Here is a 20,297-nt window from a genome sequence, read left to right as displayed (position 1 = left end):
CAGCCTTATTTCTAGATAACTAGAGTTTATCGCCTCAACGGACAGGCGTCAACCTGTTTATCTAAGAAACTAGAAATACCGACCTGGTGGTCTGGGACAGCTAGAAGTTAGGGTTTGCCGTAGTGGATCTTGCCGAAGATCCCACCGCTACAGGATCTTTAACAAGATCCACTACCCGAAAGATAAGCGACAGGATCTTTAACAAGATCCACTACTCTAAAGATAAGTTGTCCCAGACCCCTAGTGATAATTCCTGCATTGCCCTTGCCTCGCGTACACTTGTACGCATAAGATACCGAACGTACATTTGTACGTGATTGGCACTAGGAGATCTTCATGACGCAGCGGTCACCGCTTTCCAAGGGCGAGCAAGAAGTCGTTTATGCACTGTGGGAGATCGGTCCCGCGGGTGTACGTGACATCCACCAATTGCTCTCTCGAACACGTGAGATCGATTTCTCGACGGTGCAAACCTATCTGCGCCGACTGGAAACCAAAGGTTATGCGACTTCGACTAAGGAAGGACGTATCCGTATCTACGCCGCTCGCGCAAAACAGAGCACGGTGATCCGGCAAACGGTCAATGATTTTGTCGATCGTTTGTTCGGCGGGGAAACGATGCCGCTGGTCAAACACTTGATCGAAGACCGCGGGATCGATGAAGCACAGATTGCAGAACTGCGCGAGCTGATCGAACGCCTGGAGCAGAAGGGGAAGCCAGAATGATGTTTCCGGATTCGACTCAAACCGTCCTGATCACGCATCTGGTTCAGGTTTCCATCGTCGCCGTCTGCGCATGGATTGTTTGGCGATTGTTGGCCCGAAACCGCCCGCATTTGGCGCATGCCATTTGGGCTTTGGTACTGCTCAAATGCGTGACGCCGCCGATCGTCAGCAGTCCCACCAGTCCGTTTAGCTGGTTCCGGCAATCGACTGAGCGAGCGACGTCAATCGAAGGCGGCAAGGCAAAGCCAACTGGCGGTCTCGATCCGATCATGGTGAAAGCGGAATTGATTGAATCGAGTCACCCGGCATCACATCACGACGCTCCACCGACAAACCAGTCCGCGACCGATTGGAAACCTCTGGCGAGATCCATCCCCTGGTATCTGTGGGCTGCCGGATCGCTGGTCGGAGTTGGCTTCATCGTCGCTCGCTACCTAGGGTTCATTCGTCGCATTCGCAAGCTGTCAGTCGTTCACAACGAAGCCGCCGAGTTGGCCATGCAACGGCTGGTGGGAATATTGCACATTCGTCGTCAGGTCCGACTGCTGATCGTGGACGGACCGATTGGCCCGGCCGTGTTGGGCATTCTGCGACCGACCATCTTGATTCCGTCCGTCGTCACACAGGGTAAGACGGCGACGGAGCTGGAACCGTTGATCGCCCACGAGTTGATCCATGTCAGACGCGGTGATCTTTGGTGGTCACTGTTACAGTCGATTGCAAAGAGTTTGTGGTGGTTTCATCCATTGGTATGGTTTTCAGGCCGCATGTTGAATCATGAAGCCGAGCGAAGCTGCGATGAAGAAACCGTGAGTAGTCTTGGCTGTGCGCCGTCCGTGTACGCACGGAGCTTGTTAGATGTGTTGGAGCAGAAACATCGGTTGCAGGCAGCTCCGGCGTTGCCCGGTGTGCGGCCGATCGACATCACCGCGATTCGAATGGAGAGAATCATGAAACTTGGAACGGGAAGCTATAAGCGTAACCCTCAATGGGTTTGGCTGGTCATGGCGTTGTCAGCAGCCTGTCTGCTGCCAGGTGCCAGAATGGTCACGGCTCAGAACTCGGCCCCAGCAGTCAAACGGGACACGACCGTCGAAAAGGAATCGGCGGTGGTATCCCCGCCTGTGAACATTGACGGTGACTCTCTGTTGGTCGTCTACGTCGTGAACGATCTGCTCGAAAAGCTGATGCAGGATGGTCTGAGTGCCGAGCAGGCAGAGCAAACGCTCCTGGACTACTTGCCAGCCTCATCAGTGAAACCATCCGACGGCAAACCGGCGGATCAAAAGCCTCTCGTCAATCCGGCCTTGCCAAGCCCGAAGACGCTTTCGCGGCCCACCGACAATACGACGACAAGGGTATTGAACGATGGACGATTGATTGTGAACGCAAAACGTGAAACACACGATGCGATCCGCAAGAATCTTGAGCACTTTCGCAAGTTCGGATTCGAGCAAGTGCTGATCAAGCTGACGGTTCTGGATGTTCGACAAGACAAGCTCCTGGAGCAGGCTGCGGTCAAAATCTTGGGAACGTCAGATCAAAGTGATGCCGGTGTTGAAGGGACACTGCAACGTCTTCGTGTCTTGTCACCACTCATCGGTCCTGACGGAATCGATGCGTGGACTGGCGATTTGGAGCAGCAAGGAATTGCAACGGTCTTATCACGGCCCACCATCGTGACGAACAATGGACGCGCAGCTTCCATCCACATCGGATCAACCATCCCGATCAGATGGGAAAAAGCCGGTGGCGGCGAGGACGTGATCGCGGAGTCCGTCGACGTCGGATTCAAGTCGATGGTCCTGCCGAAATTGACAGGCGACGGCGACCTAGAAGTGGAGTTCGAATTGGAGCTAGCCGAAGAAACGGGAGATCGCATCCGATCAACGACGACAGCATCCGATGGATCAACGGTGCGATCCGATGTACCGGTCATTTCCAAAAAATGGCTCAAGACGAACGTCAGGACTTCACTGGATACACCGGTTTTGATCGGCGGACTTGTGCACGAAAACAGGGAGGGAGATGAGCAGATCGCCAAGCAACTCATGGTGTTGCTGACCTGCCAAAAACTCTCTCCACTTGCAGATCAATACAACGTCCAGGCATCTGCTTCGCAATCCGATGGAGGCGACACCCAAAAAGCAGACAGCGGGAAACCTCGCGATGAACAGAGCGGTGTCGTGATCGGCAACGAGAGCTGTGCTGTGCACATCAGTGGTGATGTCAATGTGGTTAACACGGGCAATAGGTCCATTGTGTCGGGCACTGGCATCTTGATTCGATTTCGCGATCTCCATCTCGTAGATGGAAAAGATTTTGGCAAAGTCCGTGCAGAGGAAGGCAAGTTCTCATTCATCTTGGGAGACCATCTCGAAGACGTCCTCAATTCATTTGAGGCAGAATTACGTGGCAACGTTATGGTCTCGTGGGATGACGGAGGCGTCCTTCAAGCCGATTCCCTACGGATAAAACATGGTGAAGTTCGGTGGTCAGGCCATCGTCGCTGAGCGGGCTCTTCCTATGACCGAGATGCGATGCTTGTTTCGCACTCTTGCGGACCGCCGGTCGTGCCCTGATTTATTCAGTCCGAGTCGGCTCCCTTTTGCGACTTGTGGCGTGCCAGAATGCGTTCCTCGTACATTTGCTGAATCCAGACTTTGACGGGGCTTTCCATTGCTGACTGGGACTTGGAACGTTCCTGATCAGTGCTTGGGGACCCAAGCCGAGTTCCTTTGCTTTGCGAATGTCATCCATATTCAACCTGCAAACCTGCTTGGCCTTCGCCCACTGCGGATCGTACTTCGTCTTCTTCGCCTTCTGCCTGGGCTCGACCAATCCTGCGTCGATGTCCGCCTTGCGTTTCGCAAGTTTCTCTGTCCACTGTTGGTGAAGTGTTCGGATTCGCTGAGACTTGGTGGCAGCGTGGTCAGGACCGTCCGAAACGAGTAAACCCTGGAATCGTTTGAGCGGATATCCCGTCTGCCTTGCGAGCTGAATCACTTCGTCCGACAGCTCATGCTGTGATTGAAACTCGGCCCACTCATTGTTCGCCTTCTTTCGCCGCTTTTTCTTCATTGTGCCCATCGTTGGCAATGTCTCTTGAATGATCAGGACTCTTAGTTCTAAATCTTGCGGTATTCCGAAATCAAACTTGCTCGTATCATCAGCCGGAACGCGATAGCGGCTGATAGAGGCAGAATGTTTATACCAGTCAGAATGCCTGAGTCAAAGTCGTCACTGGTGCGAACGCACGAGGTCCAGGAAGCCGCTTTCATGGCGAAAGCGGAATCGATCGCTCAAGCAACTTGCGACCGATGGGATCAACGGACGGCCCGCCGCAGTTCGTGATCACCGCAACGCCGACTCCGTGTTCCGGTGAAAATCCGATCCACGCACTGCAGTTGCTCCGGCCGCCGTTCTTTTCAAGGATGCGGCCAAGACCATCGATTGACCTCACCGTCCATCCGAGAGCTGTCCCGGATGGCGATCCATTGCCAAGCCTTGTTTCGGTATGAAGCTGTTCAAGCGACTCTTCGCTCAGCACACCCGGTTTCATTTGAGCCATCAGAAATTTTGCCAAGTCACCGGTCGTTGTCACCAAACCACCCGAACCCGCTAAACGTTCTTTGAGCGAATGCGTTTCCACTCCGCCGCCGCGATGCTTTCGTGCGTAGTGAGTCGCTGGGGTGAGTTTTGCATTGCCCTCGATGGCGGTATCCTCAAGTCTCAGCGGAATGCAGAGCATCTCCTGCAGCATCTGATCCAGTGGCTTCTTTGCGGCACTCTCCAGAACGTGTGCCAACAATCCAAAGCCGAGATTGGAATACTCCGTGCTCACACCGGGACGGGAAGACAACTTGACGTTTGGTAGGAGATTGTAAAGCCGCTGAGGCTCCAGCTCGTACCGGCCTTCAACGGATTGGACTTGACCTGGAACGCCTCTGGGCAAACCTGAGGTGTGCGATGCAAGTTGCCGCAGCGTGATCGTCGCCCCGAGTTCAGGCGTCGTACTTAGCTGAACGTGCTCGGGCAAGTAGTTCACTGCGGGCATGTCCAGATCGACGATTCCTCTTTCCTGCAACATCACTGCCAACGATGCCGTGAAGACCTTCGTCACGGATGCAACGTTGTACTGGGTTTCCGACGTCGCTGGGCGCTGTGACTCGATGTCGGCAAATCCGAAAGCACCTTGATAGACCATTTCGCCATCGCGAACGACGACGGCACTGAGACTGGGGTAGAACGAATCCGTCATCCTTTGTAACCAATCATCAGTGTGCTCGATGTCGTCATCGACAAATGAACTGATGTCATCCAAACCCGCGCCCCGTCTGGAATGTGTGTTACGAACGAATGCAACGACAGCAGCGACGACGAGAGTCGAGATCACCAGGATCATGATGATCGTAAAAATCGCCGCAGCATTGGGACTCTGGTTGCTCTTGCCGGACAGAGGCTTGTCTTTGTGACGACGGTGCGAAAGATACCAGAGACCGAAAAAGGCAATCTCGAATGGGATCACCGCTGCGACGACGGACTGAAAGAAAACAGGTCCCATATCATCGAGCGGATATCGATACCCCAAGTACGCCCCCGCAAGCGTAGGCACGATGATGATGTTCACTTCACGCCATGATGGAATGATGCGATTCCAGTTCTCCGCCCAACTGTTCCAGTTGGGACTCAATCCGGCGTTTCCATCGGTGCCAGACAAAGCGGAGACAACGTCCATCATCTCGGCAGCATCTTCCGTGCTGTCTTCGTCTTCCAAGTAGGCAATGAGTCGCAGGAGATCCGTACGTCGCGGCTCAAGCTGCTCGCGGACGGCCCGTTGATTGATTCGATAGATCCAGCCATAGAGAAGGAACAGAAAAAGTCCTCCGAAACCAATGACGAGTCCGAAATTCCACCAACCACTGCTGCTTTGCCAAGCGACATCCGCAAAAAACGCCATGATTGAAATCGATGGCGGCAGCAGGTACCACCAAAAAACGTTTCGCAACAACCAAATCTGATGTTCCACTTGAGTCAGCGATTCCTTGACGTAGAACAATAAGGGTTCCCCGGGACCACTTGGTCGTTGAGGATGACGTCGCCGATCCACCAGCATGAAAACGGCGATCCACAGCAATGCTGGCACGGTCAAATACCATGTCCACGACAATGACATCCCGATGCCCATCACGAACCAGAGAGGGATCATCACCAGAGACGTACCGACTTCTCGAACATCTCGCCAAAAGATCATGGATCGGAAAGCGTCGTGCGTTTGCTGAACTTGCTGGGATACCACGTCGACATCAAACACGGCCTGAACCTGCGATGCCTCGGCTTTCCAAGCTTGTTGATACTTATCAAGACTCATCGGATTTGACCTCCGCTGGTGCCGCGTCCAATAGTCTGGCGAGTGTTTTCTTTGCCCGGTTGAGCTTGACGCCCACATTGCTTTCGGAGATCCCCAGGACGCCGGCCATCTCTCGGTAACTCATGTCGTCCAGATACAGCAGCACCAGCGCGACGTCCGTCTTGGGGAGTTGGTGGATTGCCTCGTAGAGCTGCTGAATCAATTCGCGTTGTTCGATTTGCTCAGACGAATCCGTAGACTCAACGGCCAGCGTCTGCACCTCCAGCCATGGCTCTTGTCGCGATCGTCGCGGTTGGTCCTTGCGGTGCCAATTCATCGCCGTGTGCAACGCCACCCGATAGAACCAAGTCGCGGGCGTGGCTTTGCCTTGAAACTTGGGCAACGATCGCCAAGCCTGCAGCAAGATTTCTTGCGCAAGATCCTGGCACTCGTCGTTGGTCAACGTGTACGCACGCGCGACCTTGATGACGGATGAGCGATGCTCCTCCAGCCATTTCGTGAATATCGCCTTGTGGTCTTTGTCTTGCACTCAGGGGCCTTGCAAAGTGACGCAGAGGGTCGCTCTGAAAGTATTGGTACCGAATGAGAGCGGTCACTTACAAAAAAGTTCAAAAGGGCTAACAAGAACACTTCTCTGCGTTGTCCGATACCGCCCATCGACCCCCACTTTCGGTGTTACCGTCCAAGCCGACGGTATACCATCACTGCGAAGCCTGACGCGATCGCTTCCGCTCGGCCAGTCGCTTGATGATCTCGGCCTTGTTCGGTCCGCCACCTGCAGTCATTCCGAACCAGGGAGCAATGCGAATCACTTCACCCGTGCGATGATCCAGCAGATCGAACTTCATATTGAACGATCCCCATCCTTTGCCCTTTGCATTCCGCTCCAACATTTCACTCAGTTGATTGTTCAGGCTGCTGTAGTTTGAAAACGGTTGACTCGGGTCATCACCATAAATCTGGCTGCCTTGCCACGAGAGCAAAATGTCGCCAACCTCAATGCCCACATTCTCTGCAGGGCTGTACGGAGCCACTCTCGTGACCTGAAAGCCACTTGAGTAGTATGCTGGAATTCGATTTTTCTCCGCAGGCCCGAGCGAAACGCCAATCTGAAAGGGGTCGACGTAGTCGGGGTCTGGAGTCGATTGCTCAGGCCGGCGATGCCCAGGCACTGAGACTCCCCAATGTTGATAATAATGCGATTCGAACAGCGGCAGCACTTTGGCAGGCACTAGCGGCGGGATTCTGAAAAACAGCCGATGAGCAATCTCAAGCTGGTCGTCGGTCGCATCGTCACCTGGATTCGGCACTGTGAACCGTACGTAGTGAGCCGCCTCGGGTCGCGTGAGTGCCTTCAGATTCACGCCCGGTTTCGATGCTTCGTTGCTGTCAAAACAGATTTGCATTCGGTGGCCCCGCACAACCAGCGGTTCGTTACCGACCAACGTGTGGACAGAACCATCAGGCCACTTGGGCTTTACAAAACTCACTCGCTCCAATCGAACGCCACGGACTTTGCCGAACTGAAACGTGGGTGGCAATGTAGCCGATACTTTCTGGCGTATAGCACTGCGGTAGAGAAACTCGATCTCCACAACATCTCCATGTTGATAGGTATGCCGGGCAGGTACCAATCGGACACCCGCTTGCAGACCATTGCTTCCTGGCTTGCTCCAGTGAGTGGATTCAGGATGATTGCCGTCCTGATCCAGGAATTGATGCCCAGCTCCGCCGCAACCTCTGCGACGCTGCGATTGCCGATCGTTGTTTCATGGAACATCGTCCATGTCGATGCGTTGAACTCCGCCTGCACTTGTACCGCCGCCCAGCGAAACGCTTCCATGCGACTCTCACTGCGAATCGCCGTGGTCATCTCGTCACCGTCCGGTACTCTCAGTAGCCGATCCCCCGCGCTGGAACCGCCCAATGCACGATCCGGCTTCACCCGAGTGACTGCGTTGAGAATGGAATTGCGAGCGACACGTCCCAGCCAATTGCGAAAACGAGGTCCGCCATCCTGGGGCTCCCAGCTTTCAGCGGCCTTGGTGACAGAGATGAACACCCGTTGGCAGAGATCCTCCGCATCCGCGTGCTGCAAACCATGCATCCGAGCCAGCCGAAAGACGACCGGCTGGTAAATCGCAATGAACTGCGACCAAGCACGCTGATCCCGTGGATCACGAATCCGCAGAATCAAACTCTCACTCGTTTCGGGCCATTGGCTCATGAACGCTCGCAACGGAAGAAAACCAAATCAACGACAGCGTACATTATGGGCTAAATCCCCACATGACGCCTTTCTCTACAAGGTTTCACACATCCGAGCCCGAAATCTTTCAGCAGATTCCGTAGAAAGTTCTGCGGTTCCGTCCCCAGTGTCCGTCCGGTATTCGTAGGTGATGCTGTGCATGACGAAATTCGGTACGACCGTTTTCAAGCCCTGTGGCTTGGATTCGGGGTGACTCTTGGTGACGTCCAGTGCGGCCGCGCTGCGGTGGACGAAGAGTGGTGAGGTGGGGCAAGGTTTGAGGCGGTGTGCTCGCCGCTCTTCTGGGCGCGTCCACGAAACAACGCCGGCTGTTAGTGGTGGTGTGAGGTTGGTGATGGACGCGGATTCGTTGTCGCCTTCGGCTTGGCGTTAAACGAGGAATGCGAACTGGCGATCAGCGTCCTCTGGCTCTGCTGTTTCTACGCTAGGACTTCTTTGATGATGCGGGCGGGTTCGACTCCGGTAAGTCTTGCATCGAGGCCTTGGAACTTGACCGAGAGACGGTGGTGATCGATTCCCATTAGATGCAAGAGCGTTGCGTGGAAATCTCGGACGTGGACACCATCGGCGACCACGTTGTAGCCGAAGGGACAAGTTTCACCGTGGCTGACGCCACCTTGGATGCCGCCGCCGGCCATCCACATTGAAAAGCATCGTGGGTGATGGTCGCGACCGTAGTTGGTCGCGGTCAATGCGCCTTGGGAATAGTTCGTTCGCCCAAACTCGCCGCCCCAGATCACCAGGGTGTCATCAAGCATCCCACGTTGTTGCAGGTCTTGCAGCAGTGCTGCGGACGGTTGGTCGGTCTCACCGCATTGCGTCCGCATGCCGCCGGGAATATTTCCGTGGTGATCCCAGCCTTGGTGGTAAAGCTGGATGAAGCGAACTCCTTGTTCCGCTAAGCGTCTTGCCAACAAGCAGTTCGCGGCAAAGCTTCCCGGCTTGGTCACGTCCGGCCCGTAGAGATCCAAAACGCTCTGCGGTTCGTCGGCGAGGTTGGCAACCTCCGGCACACTGGATTGCATTCGATAGGCCATCTCATACTGCTGGATCCGCGTTTCTAACGCGGGGTCTCCCAGTCGGTCTTGCTCCAGATGATGCAGATCGTTCAAACGATCCAGCATGTTGCGGCGACTGGCGGACGAAATCCCTGGCGGGTTGGACAAGTACAAAACGGGTTCTTTGCCCGATCGAAACTGGACGCCTTGGTAGCGCGCGGGCAGGAAGCCTGACCCCCAAAGTCGAGAATAGAGCGGCTGCCCGCCTTTTCCTTTCGTGACCAAGACGACAAAGGACGGCAAGTTATCGTTCTCGCTGCCCAGTCCGTAGTGCAACCAGGCTCCAATGCTGGGGCGCCCTGAAAGCTGGTTGCCCGTTTGCAAAAACGTGATCGCCGGGTCGTGATTGATCGCTTCGGTGTAAACCGATTTTACCACCGCGATCCGATCGACTTGTTTGGCCATGTGGGGCATCAGTTCGCTGACCCAGGTGCCGTTTTCGCCGTGCCTAGCGAACTTGAACACCGATCCGGCCAGGGGCAAGACGGCTTGATTGCCCGACATGCCTGTCAGGCGTTGGCCTTGGCGGACGGAGTCGGGCAGCGGCTCGCCTTGCTTTTCGTTGAGCAAGGGTTTGTAGTCCCACGTTTCCAGTTGCGATGGACCACCGGCTTGGAACAAGTAGATCACGCGACGTGCTTTGGGGGCAAAGTGCGTCGGATTGATCACTCCGCCGCTGGGGATTCCTCCCGTTGGCATCACATCATTCGATGCATTGGCGGAATCACGTTGCAGCATTTGGGACGCAGCGATGGCGCCCAGTCCCATGCCAAAGTTTTGCAGCCAATGTCGTCGAGAGGTTGGTTCGTTCATGATTGTTATCTATCGCAGCATGATCGTTTCGTCGTAGGCGAACATGGTTTGAACAACGACGGTCGTTGCCGCCAAGTCGCTTAGGTCTTTGGATGGTTTGATCGGACGCTCACCGACTGCCAGGAACGCCGCGACCTCTGTTGCATTGTCGGTAAAGTATTGGCGTTGCTCGTCGTACAACTGTTGGATGACGGTTCGCTCGCGGTCGTTGGGAACGCGGCTGATCAGTCTGCGAAACAACTCATCCCAGCGTGAGCTGGTGTCAGCATCATGATTGGCGATCAGCCGCTGGGCCAACACACGTGAGGCTTCGACGTACTGTGGGTCGTTCAGGAACACGAGGGCTTGCAACGGTGTGGTCGTCAATTCGCGACGCGGCGTGCAGCTTTCGCGACTGGTCGCGTCCAACGTCAGCATGGTCGGCGGCGGAGAAGTGCGTTTCCAGAAGGTGTACATGCTGCGTCGATAGAGCCCGTCGCCTGTGGATTGATGGTAAGACTTGCCCGTCCCGGCTTCTTTCCACAGCCCAGCGGGTTGGTAGGGCATCACGCTGGGGCCGCCGATTTTTTTTACCAGCAGCTCACTGGCCGACAAGACCATGTCGCGTAACTGCTCGGCTGACAGACGGTGTTTTGGGCCTCGCGTCAACCACACGTTGTCTGGATCACGCTGCAGAAGTTCGGGGTCGGTGACCATGGATGACTGACGGTAGGTCGAGGACAGGACGATTTCGCGGCACAGCCAATGCAGATCCCAATCGTTGTCCATGAGTGAACGGGCCAAGTGATCTAGAAGTTTTGGGTGAGAGGGCGGCGAACCTTGGGAGCCGAAATCCTCCAGTGAAGTGACGATGCCGCGACCGAAAAACAAGTGCCACATACGATTGGCGATCACTCGCGACGTCAGCGGGTTTTGTTGATCGACCATCCATTTCGCAAGCGACATGCGGTCTCCACCGGCGGTCGGAATCCCGCCTGCCAAGGCCGGCGTGCTTGCGGTCACCCTTTCCAACTTGTTGGTGTACTCGCCACGTCCGAGGACATGCGTGGGCGGCGCCTCGTCGTAGTGTTGCATGGTCATGATTTCACGAATGGCCGAGACCAGTTCGTTTTCTGCATCACGAGCTTTCGTTAGGGCTGCTTGAGCGTCCGCTACCTCTGAATCCGCCGTCAACATTTGGTGCTGCAGGGCCATCTCAGGTGTGATTTCCGCTTCCGTATCGCCGGGGCGAGCCGCTCGGTAGAGCGACAGAACCTCCGCGGAAGAAAGCTGCAGATCGTAAACGTGTAAGTCATCGAGCGCACCGTCACGAAAACCGATATCACGAAAACGCGCGCCCAGTGCCAAAAGGCTCGCGTTCGAGTCCGAGTCACCCCATTGAGCTCGATGTCGAATGTCGCGAGTCAGTTTGTCGCGGACAACTTCCACGTTAGCAATCTGGCCATTGACGAAGACCTGAATGCCATCGGCACGACCGCTGCCGTCGTGTGTGACGGCGAGATGCGTCCACTGGGCAACGGGAATCGCGTCCACCGCGCGAACTCGTACGGCATTCCCCGGCCAGAAGTGGATCATTGAAAACTGCGGATGTCCGTCGTCGAGGACCAGTTCCAAGCCACGAAAACCAGAGTCTTCTGCAGCACGCGATTGATGCAGCACGATCATCCGGGGAGTTTGAATTTCAGGTCGAACCCACAGGCTATAGGAGAAAGAAGATGCACGACCGAACAACGGTGCATCTTTGCAAGCGATCGCATCGTCGCCATTGCAACGCGTCGCCTTGCCCACGACCCCGTCAACGTTTCCATCCAGTGGCAACGAATACGTCGCTGGGCGTGGCCGTGGTAATTCCTGGATCAATGCGTCCGGCTGCGATGCCCATTTCTGCCGAGCCGCCTGGATCGCGAGGTTTCGTTGGACCTGAGCAGCCTCCACTGCTTGCCTCGCCGCTAGGTGTTTCTGCTGTTGATCGTCTTCGTACAACAACATTGCCGGTGTCGGAGCCGCGTGAGTGAAGTGGGAGTACAGTCCGAACTCATCGATGTCCGAGAAGTAAGCCGACAACTGGTAGAACTCTTTCTGCTTGATCGGGTCGAACTTGTGGTCGTGACATCGACAACACTCCATCGTCAATCCCAAGAAAGCCGTTCCAGCCGTGGTGGTCCGATCAGTGATCCCTGTCAAGCGAAACTCTTCCGCGACACTGCCGCCTTCGTTGGTTTGTCGGTGCAGTCGATTGAAGGTGGTTGCAAGCCGTTGTTGAGGCGTCGCGTCTTCGATCAAGTCACCTGCAATCTGCTGGATGATGAACTGATCGTAGGGCATGTTGTCATTGAACGCATCGATCACCCACTGACGCCACGGCCAGACTTCCATCGCGACGTCGTTTTGGTATCCGAAGGTATCTGCGTAGCGAGCAACATCCAGCCACATCACCGCCATGCGCTCGCCGTAGGCCGGTGATTTCAGCAGTCGTTCGACAACTTGCTCGTACGCATCGGCGGATTCATCCGACTGAAATGCATCCAGCTCTGCCAGCGTGGGCGGTAGACCGGTCAAGTCAAACGTGACGCGACGGAGCCAATTCGATCGCTCGGCTTCTTCACTTGGCTGGAACCCTTTCTCGCGATGGGTTGCAGCGACGAACGCGTCGAGTTGTCGACGCGGCCACTCGTCGAGGGACTGGGGAACAGAAATCGACTCGGCGATCGGCTCGAACGACCAGTGCTTTTGATACTCGCCGCCCTGCCGTATCCACTGAGTCAAAATCTGCTTCTGTTTGGCCGTCAGCGACTTATTCGACTCCGGCGGAGGCATGATGGAATCGGGATCATCGGACAAGATTCGCTCGATCAGCAGACTCTCTTCCGGATTTCCATCGACGATCGCCCCGCTGTCGATGGCGGATTCTCGCTGATCCAATCGCAGATTCGCAGCGCGAGCTTCGTCGTCCGGCCCGTGACAGGCGAAGCAATTTTCTGAAAGAATCGGACGTATGTCCGCGTTGAAAGAGAGTGGCGACTCACCCTGCACCATCGATGCCGCCGACACAAGGAAGCTGAGCAGAACAATTCCGGTGCGTGGAGGAAAGAAAATCATGGGCGGGAGGTGGGAGAACTGGCGGCGGGCAAAATGATGGAATGATTTTAGTCGAAAATGCCACGAGGATTCGATGCTTACAGTATACCTTGGGATCATCTCCGCCGGTCCGTCGCTAGCCCGGATTATTCACGTAACTCAACGCAGTCTTCGCAACAGGTTTGCACGAAACGGCTTGCACGGATTAGCACGAAACAGTCTGCGCACATCAGCCGCCACACTATAGAGAGCGTTCTGCTTAGATAGTTGATCGCACCAGGCATTTTTCTCGTCTTTACTAGCACGACGCGCAAGCGAGTGAATCGCCTTTTTGTGCTTCTATTCACTCGCTTGCGCGTCGTGCTGGTATTTTGTTTGAAATTCAACGTCAAACCATGCGTTCTAAGCGGGACGCTCTCTATAGCGTACGGTTCTCACTCCTATACTTGGGAACCGGACGCTATCGCGTTCCGGCTAATGAATCATTCGTGGCGAGCTCATCAGACATCAGGCCGCATTCGGGCACGCAAGTTGCTTGACGGAGAATTCACTTTATCGCAAATCGAACCACGCCCCTACACCGCGGGTGGACATCGACGATAGTTTAATGCTCAGCTCACTTTCAAACTCATCCAGAGAAAGACTACAAGGGAATAGCGAATGACGACCGAGAACAATGATCTGATCACCGGATCGCTGCCTGAAGACGCCCTTGCAGAGTTGCGTGAAGCCAAGAAATCATTGGAGCACCATGGCATCGCCGATCGTTTGACCGAAATGATTGGCGCTCCGATCACCGCATCGTTGAGACTGTTGCCTGACGTGGCAGAGAAAGCGTTGTATGCCGCGGTGGACAAATCACTGACAGTGGCATTGGATGTTGCCTTGCGAACCTTGGGAGGCGACTCGGTCAAATCAGGCAAACCGAGATTGCTGACACACAAGCTATTGGCCGGTCTGTCGGGTGCCGCAGGAGGCGCATTGGGAGGAGCAACGATTGCCGCCGAGTTGCCCGTGTCGACCGTTCTGATTCTGCGCAGCGTTGCGGACATTGCGCGTAGCGAAGGCGAGGATCTGTCCACGGTGGAAGCTCGTTTGGCGTGTTTGCAAGTCTTTGCGTTGGATCCCGGTAAAGAGAGCGACATCGACGACGATACAGAGCTGGGTTACTTTGCCGTGCGTGCCGCGATGGCGAAGCAGATTCGCGATGCGTCTCAGTACGTCGTAAAGAATGGACTCGCGGACAAAACAGCTCCGCCTTTGGTCAGATTGATCGCTATGATTGGTGAACGATTCGGAGTCGTTGTCAGCGAAAAAATTGCCGCGCAAGCCATTCCTGTAATCGGTGCGGTCGGTGGTGCGTTGATCAACAGCTATTTCATCGATCACTATCAAGATCTCGCCCGCGCGCACTTCACCGTCCGACGCCTGGAACGCGAACATGGCGAAGCGTTGGTTCGCGAAGCGTATGGCTCGATCGCTTGATCGCAATAGCCTGAGTGTGGCGAGACGCGATTTACGGATCGTTCTCACCGACTCATTCCTTGGGATCGGTTTCTTTTAGACTTGGGACGGGATCCCCTTGTTTTTTCTCCAGCATGAACAGCATGACTTTGCTTCCTTTGGGAGATTCAAACTTTTCCGGGCGGTCGGTACCAGGTAATGCGTAGCAAAGCGTCCACTTTCTCTGACCATCAAACTTCAGGATTCCCAACGCGATCGCGTTGTCGACTTGGTCCACTGACTTCAGTTCGTTGGACGGCGGGTGTTCGGGAACGGAGGTCATGGTGATGTGTATCGGACTCATCGATTCATCGAGTCGAAACACAGCTCGGTATCGCTGCTTGTCTTGGCGGTCAAAGGTGATGATGGTGTTCCTGGCGACAGTCACGTAGGTACCATCCAGTTCAGCGGCTGAGAGATCACGACCTTGGTTGACGCCGCCGACGATCTCCCACCTGCCCTGCAACTTGGACGAAATGCTATCGCGTTTTGCTTCTTGTTTTGCTTCTTGTGCTGTAGCAACTGGTGAAACAACAAGCAGGGCCGCGAGTGCTGGGATTACGAGTAGGTACTTGGACATTGGTAGGTCTCCTTGATGACGGTATCCAACCGCCCATTGCGTGTTGGTTCGACTTTGGAGATGCATGTCTTGTGCCACGACCGAGAATCGCGACCAGGATTCATTGATTTTGCCACCGTGCTTGTCAGCCCATCGCAACCCAGTGCTCGCTGATTGCTCACGTTGCCCGACTTTCGACCGAGGAAACGATCTGCCGATGGGACAACGCGTTCAATGAATCAGCGGAATGGCCCCTTCACCGCTTTGGCACGACAATCGCTTGGCATTGAGTGGTCGGCATTCGAACGTTTGTCGATGCGATTGAAGAAACCGACATTGCCTCTTTAGCCGAGCGAAACGATGACGATGATTCCCACGCGAGACGGACACGCACTCTATGTAAAAGATTGGGGGGCTGGACGACCGGTTGTCTTGATTCATGGCTGGCCGCTTTCCGCTGACAGTTGGGACCATCATGCCAAACAGATTGCCGATGCCGGCTATCGCGCTATCGCCTACGACCGACGCGGATTCGGGCGATCTGATCAGCCGTTTGGTGATTACGACTATGACTCGCTATCAGACGATCTGAGTGACGTGTTGACTGCGATGAACGTAGAAGACGCGACGTTGGTCGGATTCTCCATGGGAGGTGGGGAAGTCGTTCGGTTCATGTCCAGACATGCTGGTCGGCATGTGAAGCAGTGCGCCCTGATCTCCTCAGTTGTGCCGTACATGGCAAAGGCGGATGACAATCCCCATGGAGTGGAACCTTCTGTGTTTGCGAACATGCGGCAAGCCATGCTTGAGGACCGACCGAAGTTCTTTGCCGACTTCTTTCGCGATTTTTACGGTGTGGGATTGATGACGCATCCGGTCAGCGATGAGTATCTGCAATGGACCAGGAGTGTTGCGATGCAAGCGAGTTTGCAAGCGACACTCCAGTGCGCCAATGCGTTTGCAACGACTGACTTTCGTCTCGATTTGCCGGCTGTCACTGTGCCGACATTGATCGTCCACGGAACAGCGGACGCGACGGTGCCGATTGACGCCAGTGCTCGGCCCGCAGCAGCGGCGCTTTCGGCCGTGGAGTTGAAGGAGTACGAGGGGGCACCGCACGGACTGTTTGCAACCCACCGAGATCAACTCACCCGAGATTTGCTGGCTTTTCTCGGCGGCTGATGAATGATGTGATCTGAAGTAAACTCTTAGACGTCCACCACGGGTCACTTCATCACATCAACCGGTCACCGTCATGAATACTCCACACGCGATTCCTCGCGTCTTGGGTTTGCTCGTCTTATTCGTCGTGCTGATTGCTAAAACGGCATTTGCTGCCGATGGACGAATGGCTCTAATCGACGCCGAAAAACCAATGGGCGGTTGGACGTTCGACAACGGGCAAGAGTTTCCGGGTGCGGTTGGCAATCTTGAGCTGCAACCCGGCAGCTCGCCCCCGACGTTGGTCCTGCACGGCGACTTTTCCGGCGGCGGCAACTATGTGCAAGCCGCCAAGTCATTGCCCGACATCTCAATCGATAGCATCGCGTTTGACATCAAGGTTCCCGCTGGCATCGGCAAAGTCACAACGCGATTGATCGATGGCACTGGGCAATGCCACCAACTCGATATCCGACTCAACGACAAAGGCGGCTGGCAGCGATACACGTTCCCCGTCGCCAGGTACTTTGCCTCGTTGGAAGCCGGATCGCCGATGGACATTGTGTCGAGATACGAAAAATGGAGCGGCGCCAATGACGGACGCTGGCATCAACCCTTGAAGCTGTTCGTGATTCTCGCTGGCAAAGAAACACTGCGTGAGGGCAGCATCGCGATCCGCGATGTTACGGTGATTCCGACGCCACCCAAGACGGAAGTGGCTGCAACAATCCGACTGGATGAATTTGGCGAATCAGGGACCGGCAATTGGGAGTACAACAATGGGGATGAATTCAAAGGTGCCACCGGCGGACTGAAGGTGATAGAAACGTCGGACCAAAATCGTGCCTTGCAGTTGGCTGCCGATTTCTCCGGCGGTGGTCGGTACGTGGGCGTGCGACAGCGATTGAATTCCTCGGCCGTTAAAACGACAAAGATGATTCGATTGAAACTGAAAGGCGAGAACGTCAGTCAGTATTCGCTCCGTCTCGTCGATGAAACGGGACAATGTCACCAGCGGGGAGGATTGAAAGTCAGTTCGGATGGACAGTGGCACACCGTGGAATTGGATCCGACAGAGATCGCTGGCGGTGAACACTGGGCGGGTGCAAACGACGGTCAGTGGCACGGGGCGCTCACGTTGATTGAGCTGATGCTGTCGACCGCATCGTCTGACGGTGGGCCCATGAAGTTGGAAATCGCAGACATCCAAGCCGACGTGATCGTAGAAGCCCAAGAATCCGCGGCGTCTTGGTCCGATGACTTTGAAGCGTCCGGTTCGGTTTGGATCCCCCAAGGCGGTGTTTCGCTAGCGGAGGCGGGAAAAGGCGGGAAAGCGATGCACCTGCATCGAACGCTGGACGATTTGCAGACACCGACCATCGCGACCAGCCCTTGGTTTCCTGTGCGACGCGGGCAGCACATCATTCGGTACCGCACCAAGTCGGCACTGCATTCACCAGACAACTCCTTTCACGTCGCCGTCACACTGGAGCTTGCAGACGCATCGGGACACGCCGTCGATACGATTCCGCTAGGCATTACCTTTGGCGATTCAGACTGGTCGGAAAAGGACGCAACGGTTGCTGTGTCTGAAGAAACAACCATGGCGAGGCTGCGTGTAGAACTGAAAAAGACCTACGGAGAGTTCTACATCGACGACATCACGATGAGTCGCTTGGAAGTCCAACCATTGGAGCAAACGGTCAAGGACATTCGCATCGCGACCGCAGCCGTCGGCAATCTGTTCCTGCCAAACGATCCGCTCGCGTTTCAGTTCACGGTCAATACGGCCAAGCCACTATCGCCCGCGGATCAGTGGATTCGATGCAGTGTACGTGACTACCGAGGCGACGACGTTTTGTCGCTGTCAGAATCAAAGCTGACGCGTTCTAGTGGCGGCAACGCATACACTACGTCGGTGACACTGCCTGCAGAGAAGCTGAACGTCGGACAGTTCTATGAACTGCACGTCGCGGTGCCTCAGGGATTGGGAGCCGATGCAGCGGAGTTCTGCGGTTTCGCGATCTTGCCCGAGGCGGCCGCGAAGCAGTTTGAGCCAGAAAAGATTCCCTTCACGATCAGGAATTGGGACAGCCGTATCGGCGACTACTTTCTCCTCGCCGATCGACTCGGAATCAGAATGATGGGCGTGTGGGGTGGCTGGTCCAACGAACCTCCCTATCGGCCGCACCTGCCGGGTCTCGAGGTTTGTGAGAAGCTCGGCGCAAAGTGGGTCACGGGAACGCCGGCTTCCGAAGTCGAACGCAATGGGTTCGCAAAAGTCAGCGAAGAATCTTTGCGTCGAGGCATGACCAACTTTCTCAAGGCCTACGCGGACCGCGGGTTGGCGATGATCGCGCAAGGAAACGAGCCGCACGGTACGGGGCAAAAGGTGCTGGACAATGTGAAGGCCTACAAGGCGATCTACGAATCAGTCAAAGCGTTTGACCCGAACATCGAAGTCATCGGGACATCGGTCGAGCCCAACGAAGAATACTTTCAGGCCGGCTACCAAGAATACCTCGACTCATACGATTTTCACGTTTATGAACATTACACCTCCGTCCGCAAAGTCATGCGGCAGTACCGCGAGTTGATGAAAAAATATGACGCCGTCAAACCGATTCACTCGACCGAACTGGGGCTCAACAGCCAAGGTCAGACTCGATTGGCGGTGGCGATCGAATTGATCAAGAAGTGCACCGTCTTCTTTGCCGAAGGTGGTAAGACGGTGAGTTGGTTCACCATTCAGTATCCAGATCCCAAAGGCCGAGCGAGGGGGCAATTTGGTGATTCACACTGCGTGTTTGATTGCAAGTTCAACAACTACAACCCTCGCTTGGACGCGATCGCTTACTACAACATGATCAACGCATTGACCGACAAGCGTTTTGTCCGTGAAGACCAACGTGAGGATGGTTCACAGGTGTTTGTCTTCCAAAATGATGCCGGCGAAACGCTGGTGGTGGCCTGGAACGATACAAAGGAGACGGAAATCACGATCGGCGTCCCGGTCGAAGCCGAGGTGGAGACCATTCGGATCGACGGGCAACGCGGGCAGATTGCAGTTCAAGACGGTACGGCGAGGGTGGGAGTCGCCGAAGAGCCTGTGATGCTGTTGTACAGGAACGCTTCTGCTCAAGAATGAGCCCTTGACTCGCCGATAGTTAACATGTAAACTAAATGGGTCATTTCCAGTTCTGGAGCGGTCGATGTCATCAACCCTGAAAGATGAACTTCGCAAGCGAGGCCCGTTCGATTCAGTCGAGCAGGAAGCCACCTTGGCGATTTTTCGGACAAGCGATTTGCTGGAAAATCGTTTTGCGAGGCTGCTGCGTGAGCATGGATTGACGCTCTCGCAATACAACGTGCTACGTATTTTGCGGGGTGAAGGTGAACCGATGCCCTGCCTGGAGGTTGCGGACCGAATGATCCAGGTTGCCCCAGCGATCACCCGCGTGGTGGACCAACTGTTGGGATTGGGGCACATCACCAAAACACAGTCAGAGCAGGATCGACGCGTTTATGTGATCGATTTGACCACGTCGGGGACACGGTTGTTGAAGAAGCTGGATCAACCCATCCTGGATTTGCATGCGGTATTGCTTGGCGGCGTCAGTAAGGCGGACATGAAGACGTTGATTCGAATACTGGAGCGTGCGCGTGCGGGAGTCCCGCAGTAGATTTTTTTTAAGCCATTAGTTGACATGTAAGCTAGTGGCCGCAGTGAACAGCTTGTCACTTTCGAAATTTCCTTTG

Annotated in this window: 15 protein-coding genes; 7 read left to right on the top strand and 8 right to left on the bottom strand. The window is 55.2% G+C overall.

What is annotated here, in order from left to right:
- The first annotated feature begins 336 nt into the window (after positions 1-336).
- Positions 337-726, top strand: a complete 390-nt coding sequence (locus Pla52nx_RS30780; protein WP_146519414.1) for a BlaI/MecI/CopY family transcriptional regulator — start codon at positions 337-339, stop codon at positions 724-726.
- Positions 723-3,239: a M56 family metallopeptidase gene (locus tag Pla52nx_RS30775; protein WP_146519415.1), complete on the top strand. Its 2,517-nt coding sequence runs from the start codon at positions 723-725 to the stop codon at positions 3,237-3,239. Before Pla52nx_RS30780 ends, Pla52nx_RS30775 begins: the two co-directional genes overlap by 4 nt.
- Positions 3,240-3,309: 70 nt before the next feature.
- Here the strand turns inward: Pla52nx_RS30775 and Pla52nx_RS30770 are convergent, their stop codons facing one another.
- The 7 genes from Pla52nx_RS30770 to Pla52nx_RS30740 all read right to left on the bottom strand — a co-directional run bounded on the left by Pla52nx_RS30770 (position 3,310) and on the right by Pla52nx_RS30740 (position 13,336).
- On the bottom strand, positions 3,310-3,807 hold the full coding sequence (locus Pla52nx_RS30770; protein ID WP_197454460.1) for a hypothetical protein: 498 nt from the start codon (positions 3,805-3,807) through the stop codon (positions 3,310-3,312).
- Positions 3,808-4,003: 196 nt separating this feature from the next.
- Complete coding sequence (locus Pla52nx_RS30765) at positions 4,004-6,097, bottom strand: serine hydrolase domain-containing protein (RefSeq protein ID WP_146519416.1); 2,094 nt, start codon at positions 6,095-6,097, stop codon at positions 4,004-4,006.
- On the bottom strand, positions 6,087-6,626 hold the full coding sequence (locus tag Pla52nx_RS30760; RefSeq protein ID WP_146519417.1) for an RNA polymerase sigma factor: 540 nt from the start codon (positions 6,624-6,626) through the stop codon (positions 6,087-6,089). The genes Pla52nx_RS30765 and Pla52nx_RS30760 overlap by 11 nt, the downstream gene beginning before the upstream one ends.
- Positions 6,627-6,798: 172 nt before the next feature.
- Positions 6,799-7,587, bottom strand: coding sequence for a hypothetical protein (locus Pla52nx_RS30755; RefSeq protein WP_146519418.1), 789 nt, complete (start codon positions 7,585-7,587; stop codon positions 6,799-6,801).
- On the bottom strand, positions 7,584-8,324 hold the full coding sequence (locus Pla52nx_RS30750; protein ID WP_146519419.1) for a sigma-70 family RNA polymerase sigma factor: 741 nt from the start codon (positions 8,322-8,324) through the stop codon (positions 7,584-7,586). Before Pla52nx_RS30750 ends, Pla52nx_RS30755 begins: the two co-directional genes overlap by 4 nt.
- Positions 8,325-8,785: 461 nt before the next feature.
- Entirely contained in the window at positions 8,786-10,237 is a 1,452-nt protein-coding gene (locus tag Pla52nx_RS30745) for a DUF1501 domain-containing protein (RefSeq protein WP_146519420.1), read from the bottom strand.
- A gap of 9 nt (positions 10,238-10,246) precedes the next feature.
- Complete coding sequence (locus Pla52nx_RS30740) at positions 10,247-13,336, bottom strand: DUF1553 domain-containing protein (RefSeq protein WP_197454461.1); 3,090 nt, start codon at positions 13,334-13,336, stop codon at positions 10,247-10,249.
- 639 nt (positions 13,337-13,975) lie between these two features.
- On the opposite strand from Pla52nx_RS30740, the gene Pla52nx_RS30735 reads away from it, so the two are divergent.
- Positions 13,976-14,800 (top strand): EcsC family protein, encoded by an 825-nt coding sequence (locus tag Pla52nx_RS30735; RefSeq protein ID WP_146519422.1) that lies wholly within the window; start codon positions 13,976-13,978, stop codon positions 14,798-14,800.
- Between the two features lie 52 nt (positions 14,801-14,852).
- On the opposite strand, the gene Pla52nx_RS30730 is transcribed toward Pla52nx_RS30735, so the two are convergent.
- Entirely contained in the window at positions 14,853-15,398 is a 546-nt protein-coding gene (locus Pla52nx_RS30730) for a TIGR03067 domain-containing protein (RefSeq protein WP_197454462.1), read from the bottom strand.
- A 15-nt stretch (positions 15,399-15,413) separates the two neighbouring features.
- Here Pla52nx_RS30730 and Pla52nx_RS30725 point away from each other — a divergent pair, with 15 nt between their 5' ends.
- The 4 genes from Pla52nx_RS30725 to Pla52nx_RS30710 all read left to right on the top strand — a co-directional run bounded on the left by Pla52nx_RS30725 (position 15,414) and on the right by Pla52nx_RS30710 (position 20,221).
- Positions 15,414-15,551, top strand: coding sequence for a hypothetical protein (locus tag Pla52nx_RS30725; RefSeq protein ID WP_342190297.1), 138 nt, complete (start codon positions 15,414-15,416; stop codon positions 15,549-15,551).
- A 186-nt stretch (positions 15,552-15,737) separates the two neighbouring features.
- Positions 15,738-16,559, top strand: coding sequence for an alpha/beta fold hydrolase (locus Pla52nx_RS30720; protein ID WP_146519424.1), 822 nt, complete (start codon positions 15,738-15,740; stop codon positions 16,557-16,559).
- 73 nt (positions 16,560-16,632) lie between these two features.
- Entirely contained in the window at positions 16,633-19,686 is a 3,054-nt protein-coding gene (locus Pla52nx_RS30715; RefSeq protein WP_146519425.1) for a hypothetical protein, read from the top strand.
- 64 nt (positions 19,687-19,750) lie between these two features.
- Entirely contained in the window at positions 19,751-20,221 is a 471-nt protein-coding gene (locus tag Pla52nx_RS30710) for a MarR family winged helix-turn-helix transcriptional regulator (RefSeq protein ID WP_231741873.1), read from the top strand.
- Positions 20,222-20,297 lie beyond the last annotated feature (76 nt).

Origin of the sequence: Stieleria varia (assembly GCF_038443385.1) — a bacterium.
GTDB lineage: Bacteria > Planctomycetota > Planctomycetia > Pirellulales > Pirellulaceae > Stieleria > Stieleria varia.
The sequence above is the reverse complement of the archived record's forward strand: the minus strand, read 5'-3'. Positions and strand labels throughout refer to the sequence as shown.

What these genes read in the sequence shown, in the direction of transcription:
- Pla52nx_RS30775 (WP_146519415.1), top strand. Translation starts at nt 723, where the DNA reads ATGATGTTTCCGGATTCGACTCAAACCGTCCTGATCACGCATCTGGTT.
- Pla52nx_RS30770 (WP_197454460.1), bottom strand. Translation starts at nt 3,807, where the DNA reads ATGAAGAAAAAGCGGCGAAAGAAGGCGAACAATGAGTGGGCCGAGTTT.
- Pla52nx_RS30740 (WP_197454461.1), bottom strand. Translation starts at nt 13,336, where the DNA reads ATGATTTTCTTTCCTCCACGCACCGGAATTGTTCTGCTCAGCTTCCTT.
- Pla52nx_RS30730 (WP_197454462.1), bottom strand. Translation starts at nt 15,398, where the DNA reads ATGTCCAAGTACCTACTCGTAATCCCAGCACTCGCGGCCCTGCTTGTT.
- Pla52nx_RS30750 (WP_146519419.1), bottom strand. Translation starts at nt 8,324, where the DNA reads ATGAGCCAATGGCCCGAAACGAGTGAGAGTTTGATTCTGCGGATTCGT.
- Pla52nx_RS30720 (WP_146519424.1), top strand. Translation starts at nt 15,738, where the DNA reads ATGACGATGATTCCCACGCGAGACGGACACGCACTCTATGTAAAAGAT.
- Pla52nx_RS30780 (WP_146519414.1), top strand. Translation starts at nt 337, where the DNA reads ATGACGCAGCGGTCACCGCTTTCCAAGGGCGAGCAAGAAGTCGTTTAT.
- Pla52nx_RS30735 (WP_146519422.1), top strand. Translation starts at nt 13,976, where the DNA reads ATGACGACCGAGAACAATGATCTGATCACCGGATCGCTGCCTGAAGAC.
- Pla52nx_RS30715 (WP_146519425.1), top strand. Translation starts at nt 16,633, where the DNA reads ATGAATACTCCACACGCGATTCCTCGCGTCTTGGGTTTGCTCGTCTTA.
- Pla52nx_RS30745 (WP_146519420.1), bottom strand. Translation starts at nt 10,237, where the DNA reads ATGAACGAACCAACCTCTCGACGACATTGGCTGCAAAACTTTGGCATG.
- Pla52nx_RS30710 (WP_231741873.1), top strand. Translation starts at nt 19,751, where the DNA reads ATGTCATCAACCCTGAAAGATGAACTTCGCAAGCGAGGCCCGTTCGAT.
- Pla52nx_RS30765 (WP_146519416.1), bottom strand. Translation starts at nt 6,097, where the DNA reads ATGAGTCTTGATAAGTATCAACAAGCTTGGAAAGCCGAGGCATCGCAG.
- Pla52nx_RS30725 (WP_342190297.1), top strand. Translation starts at nt 15,414, where the DNA reads ATGACGGTATCCAACCGCCCATTGCGTGTTGGTTCGACTTTGGAGATG.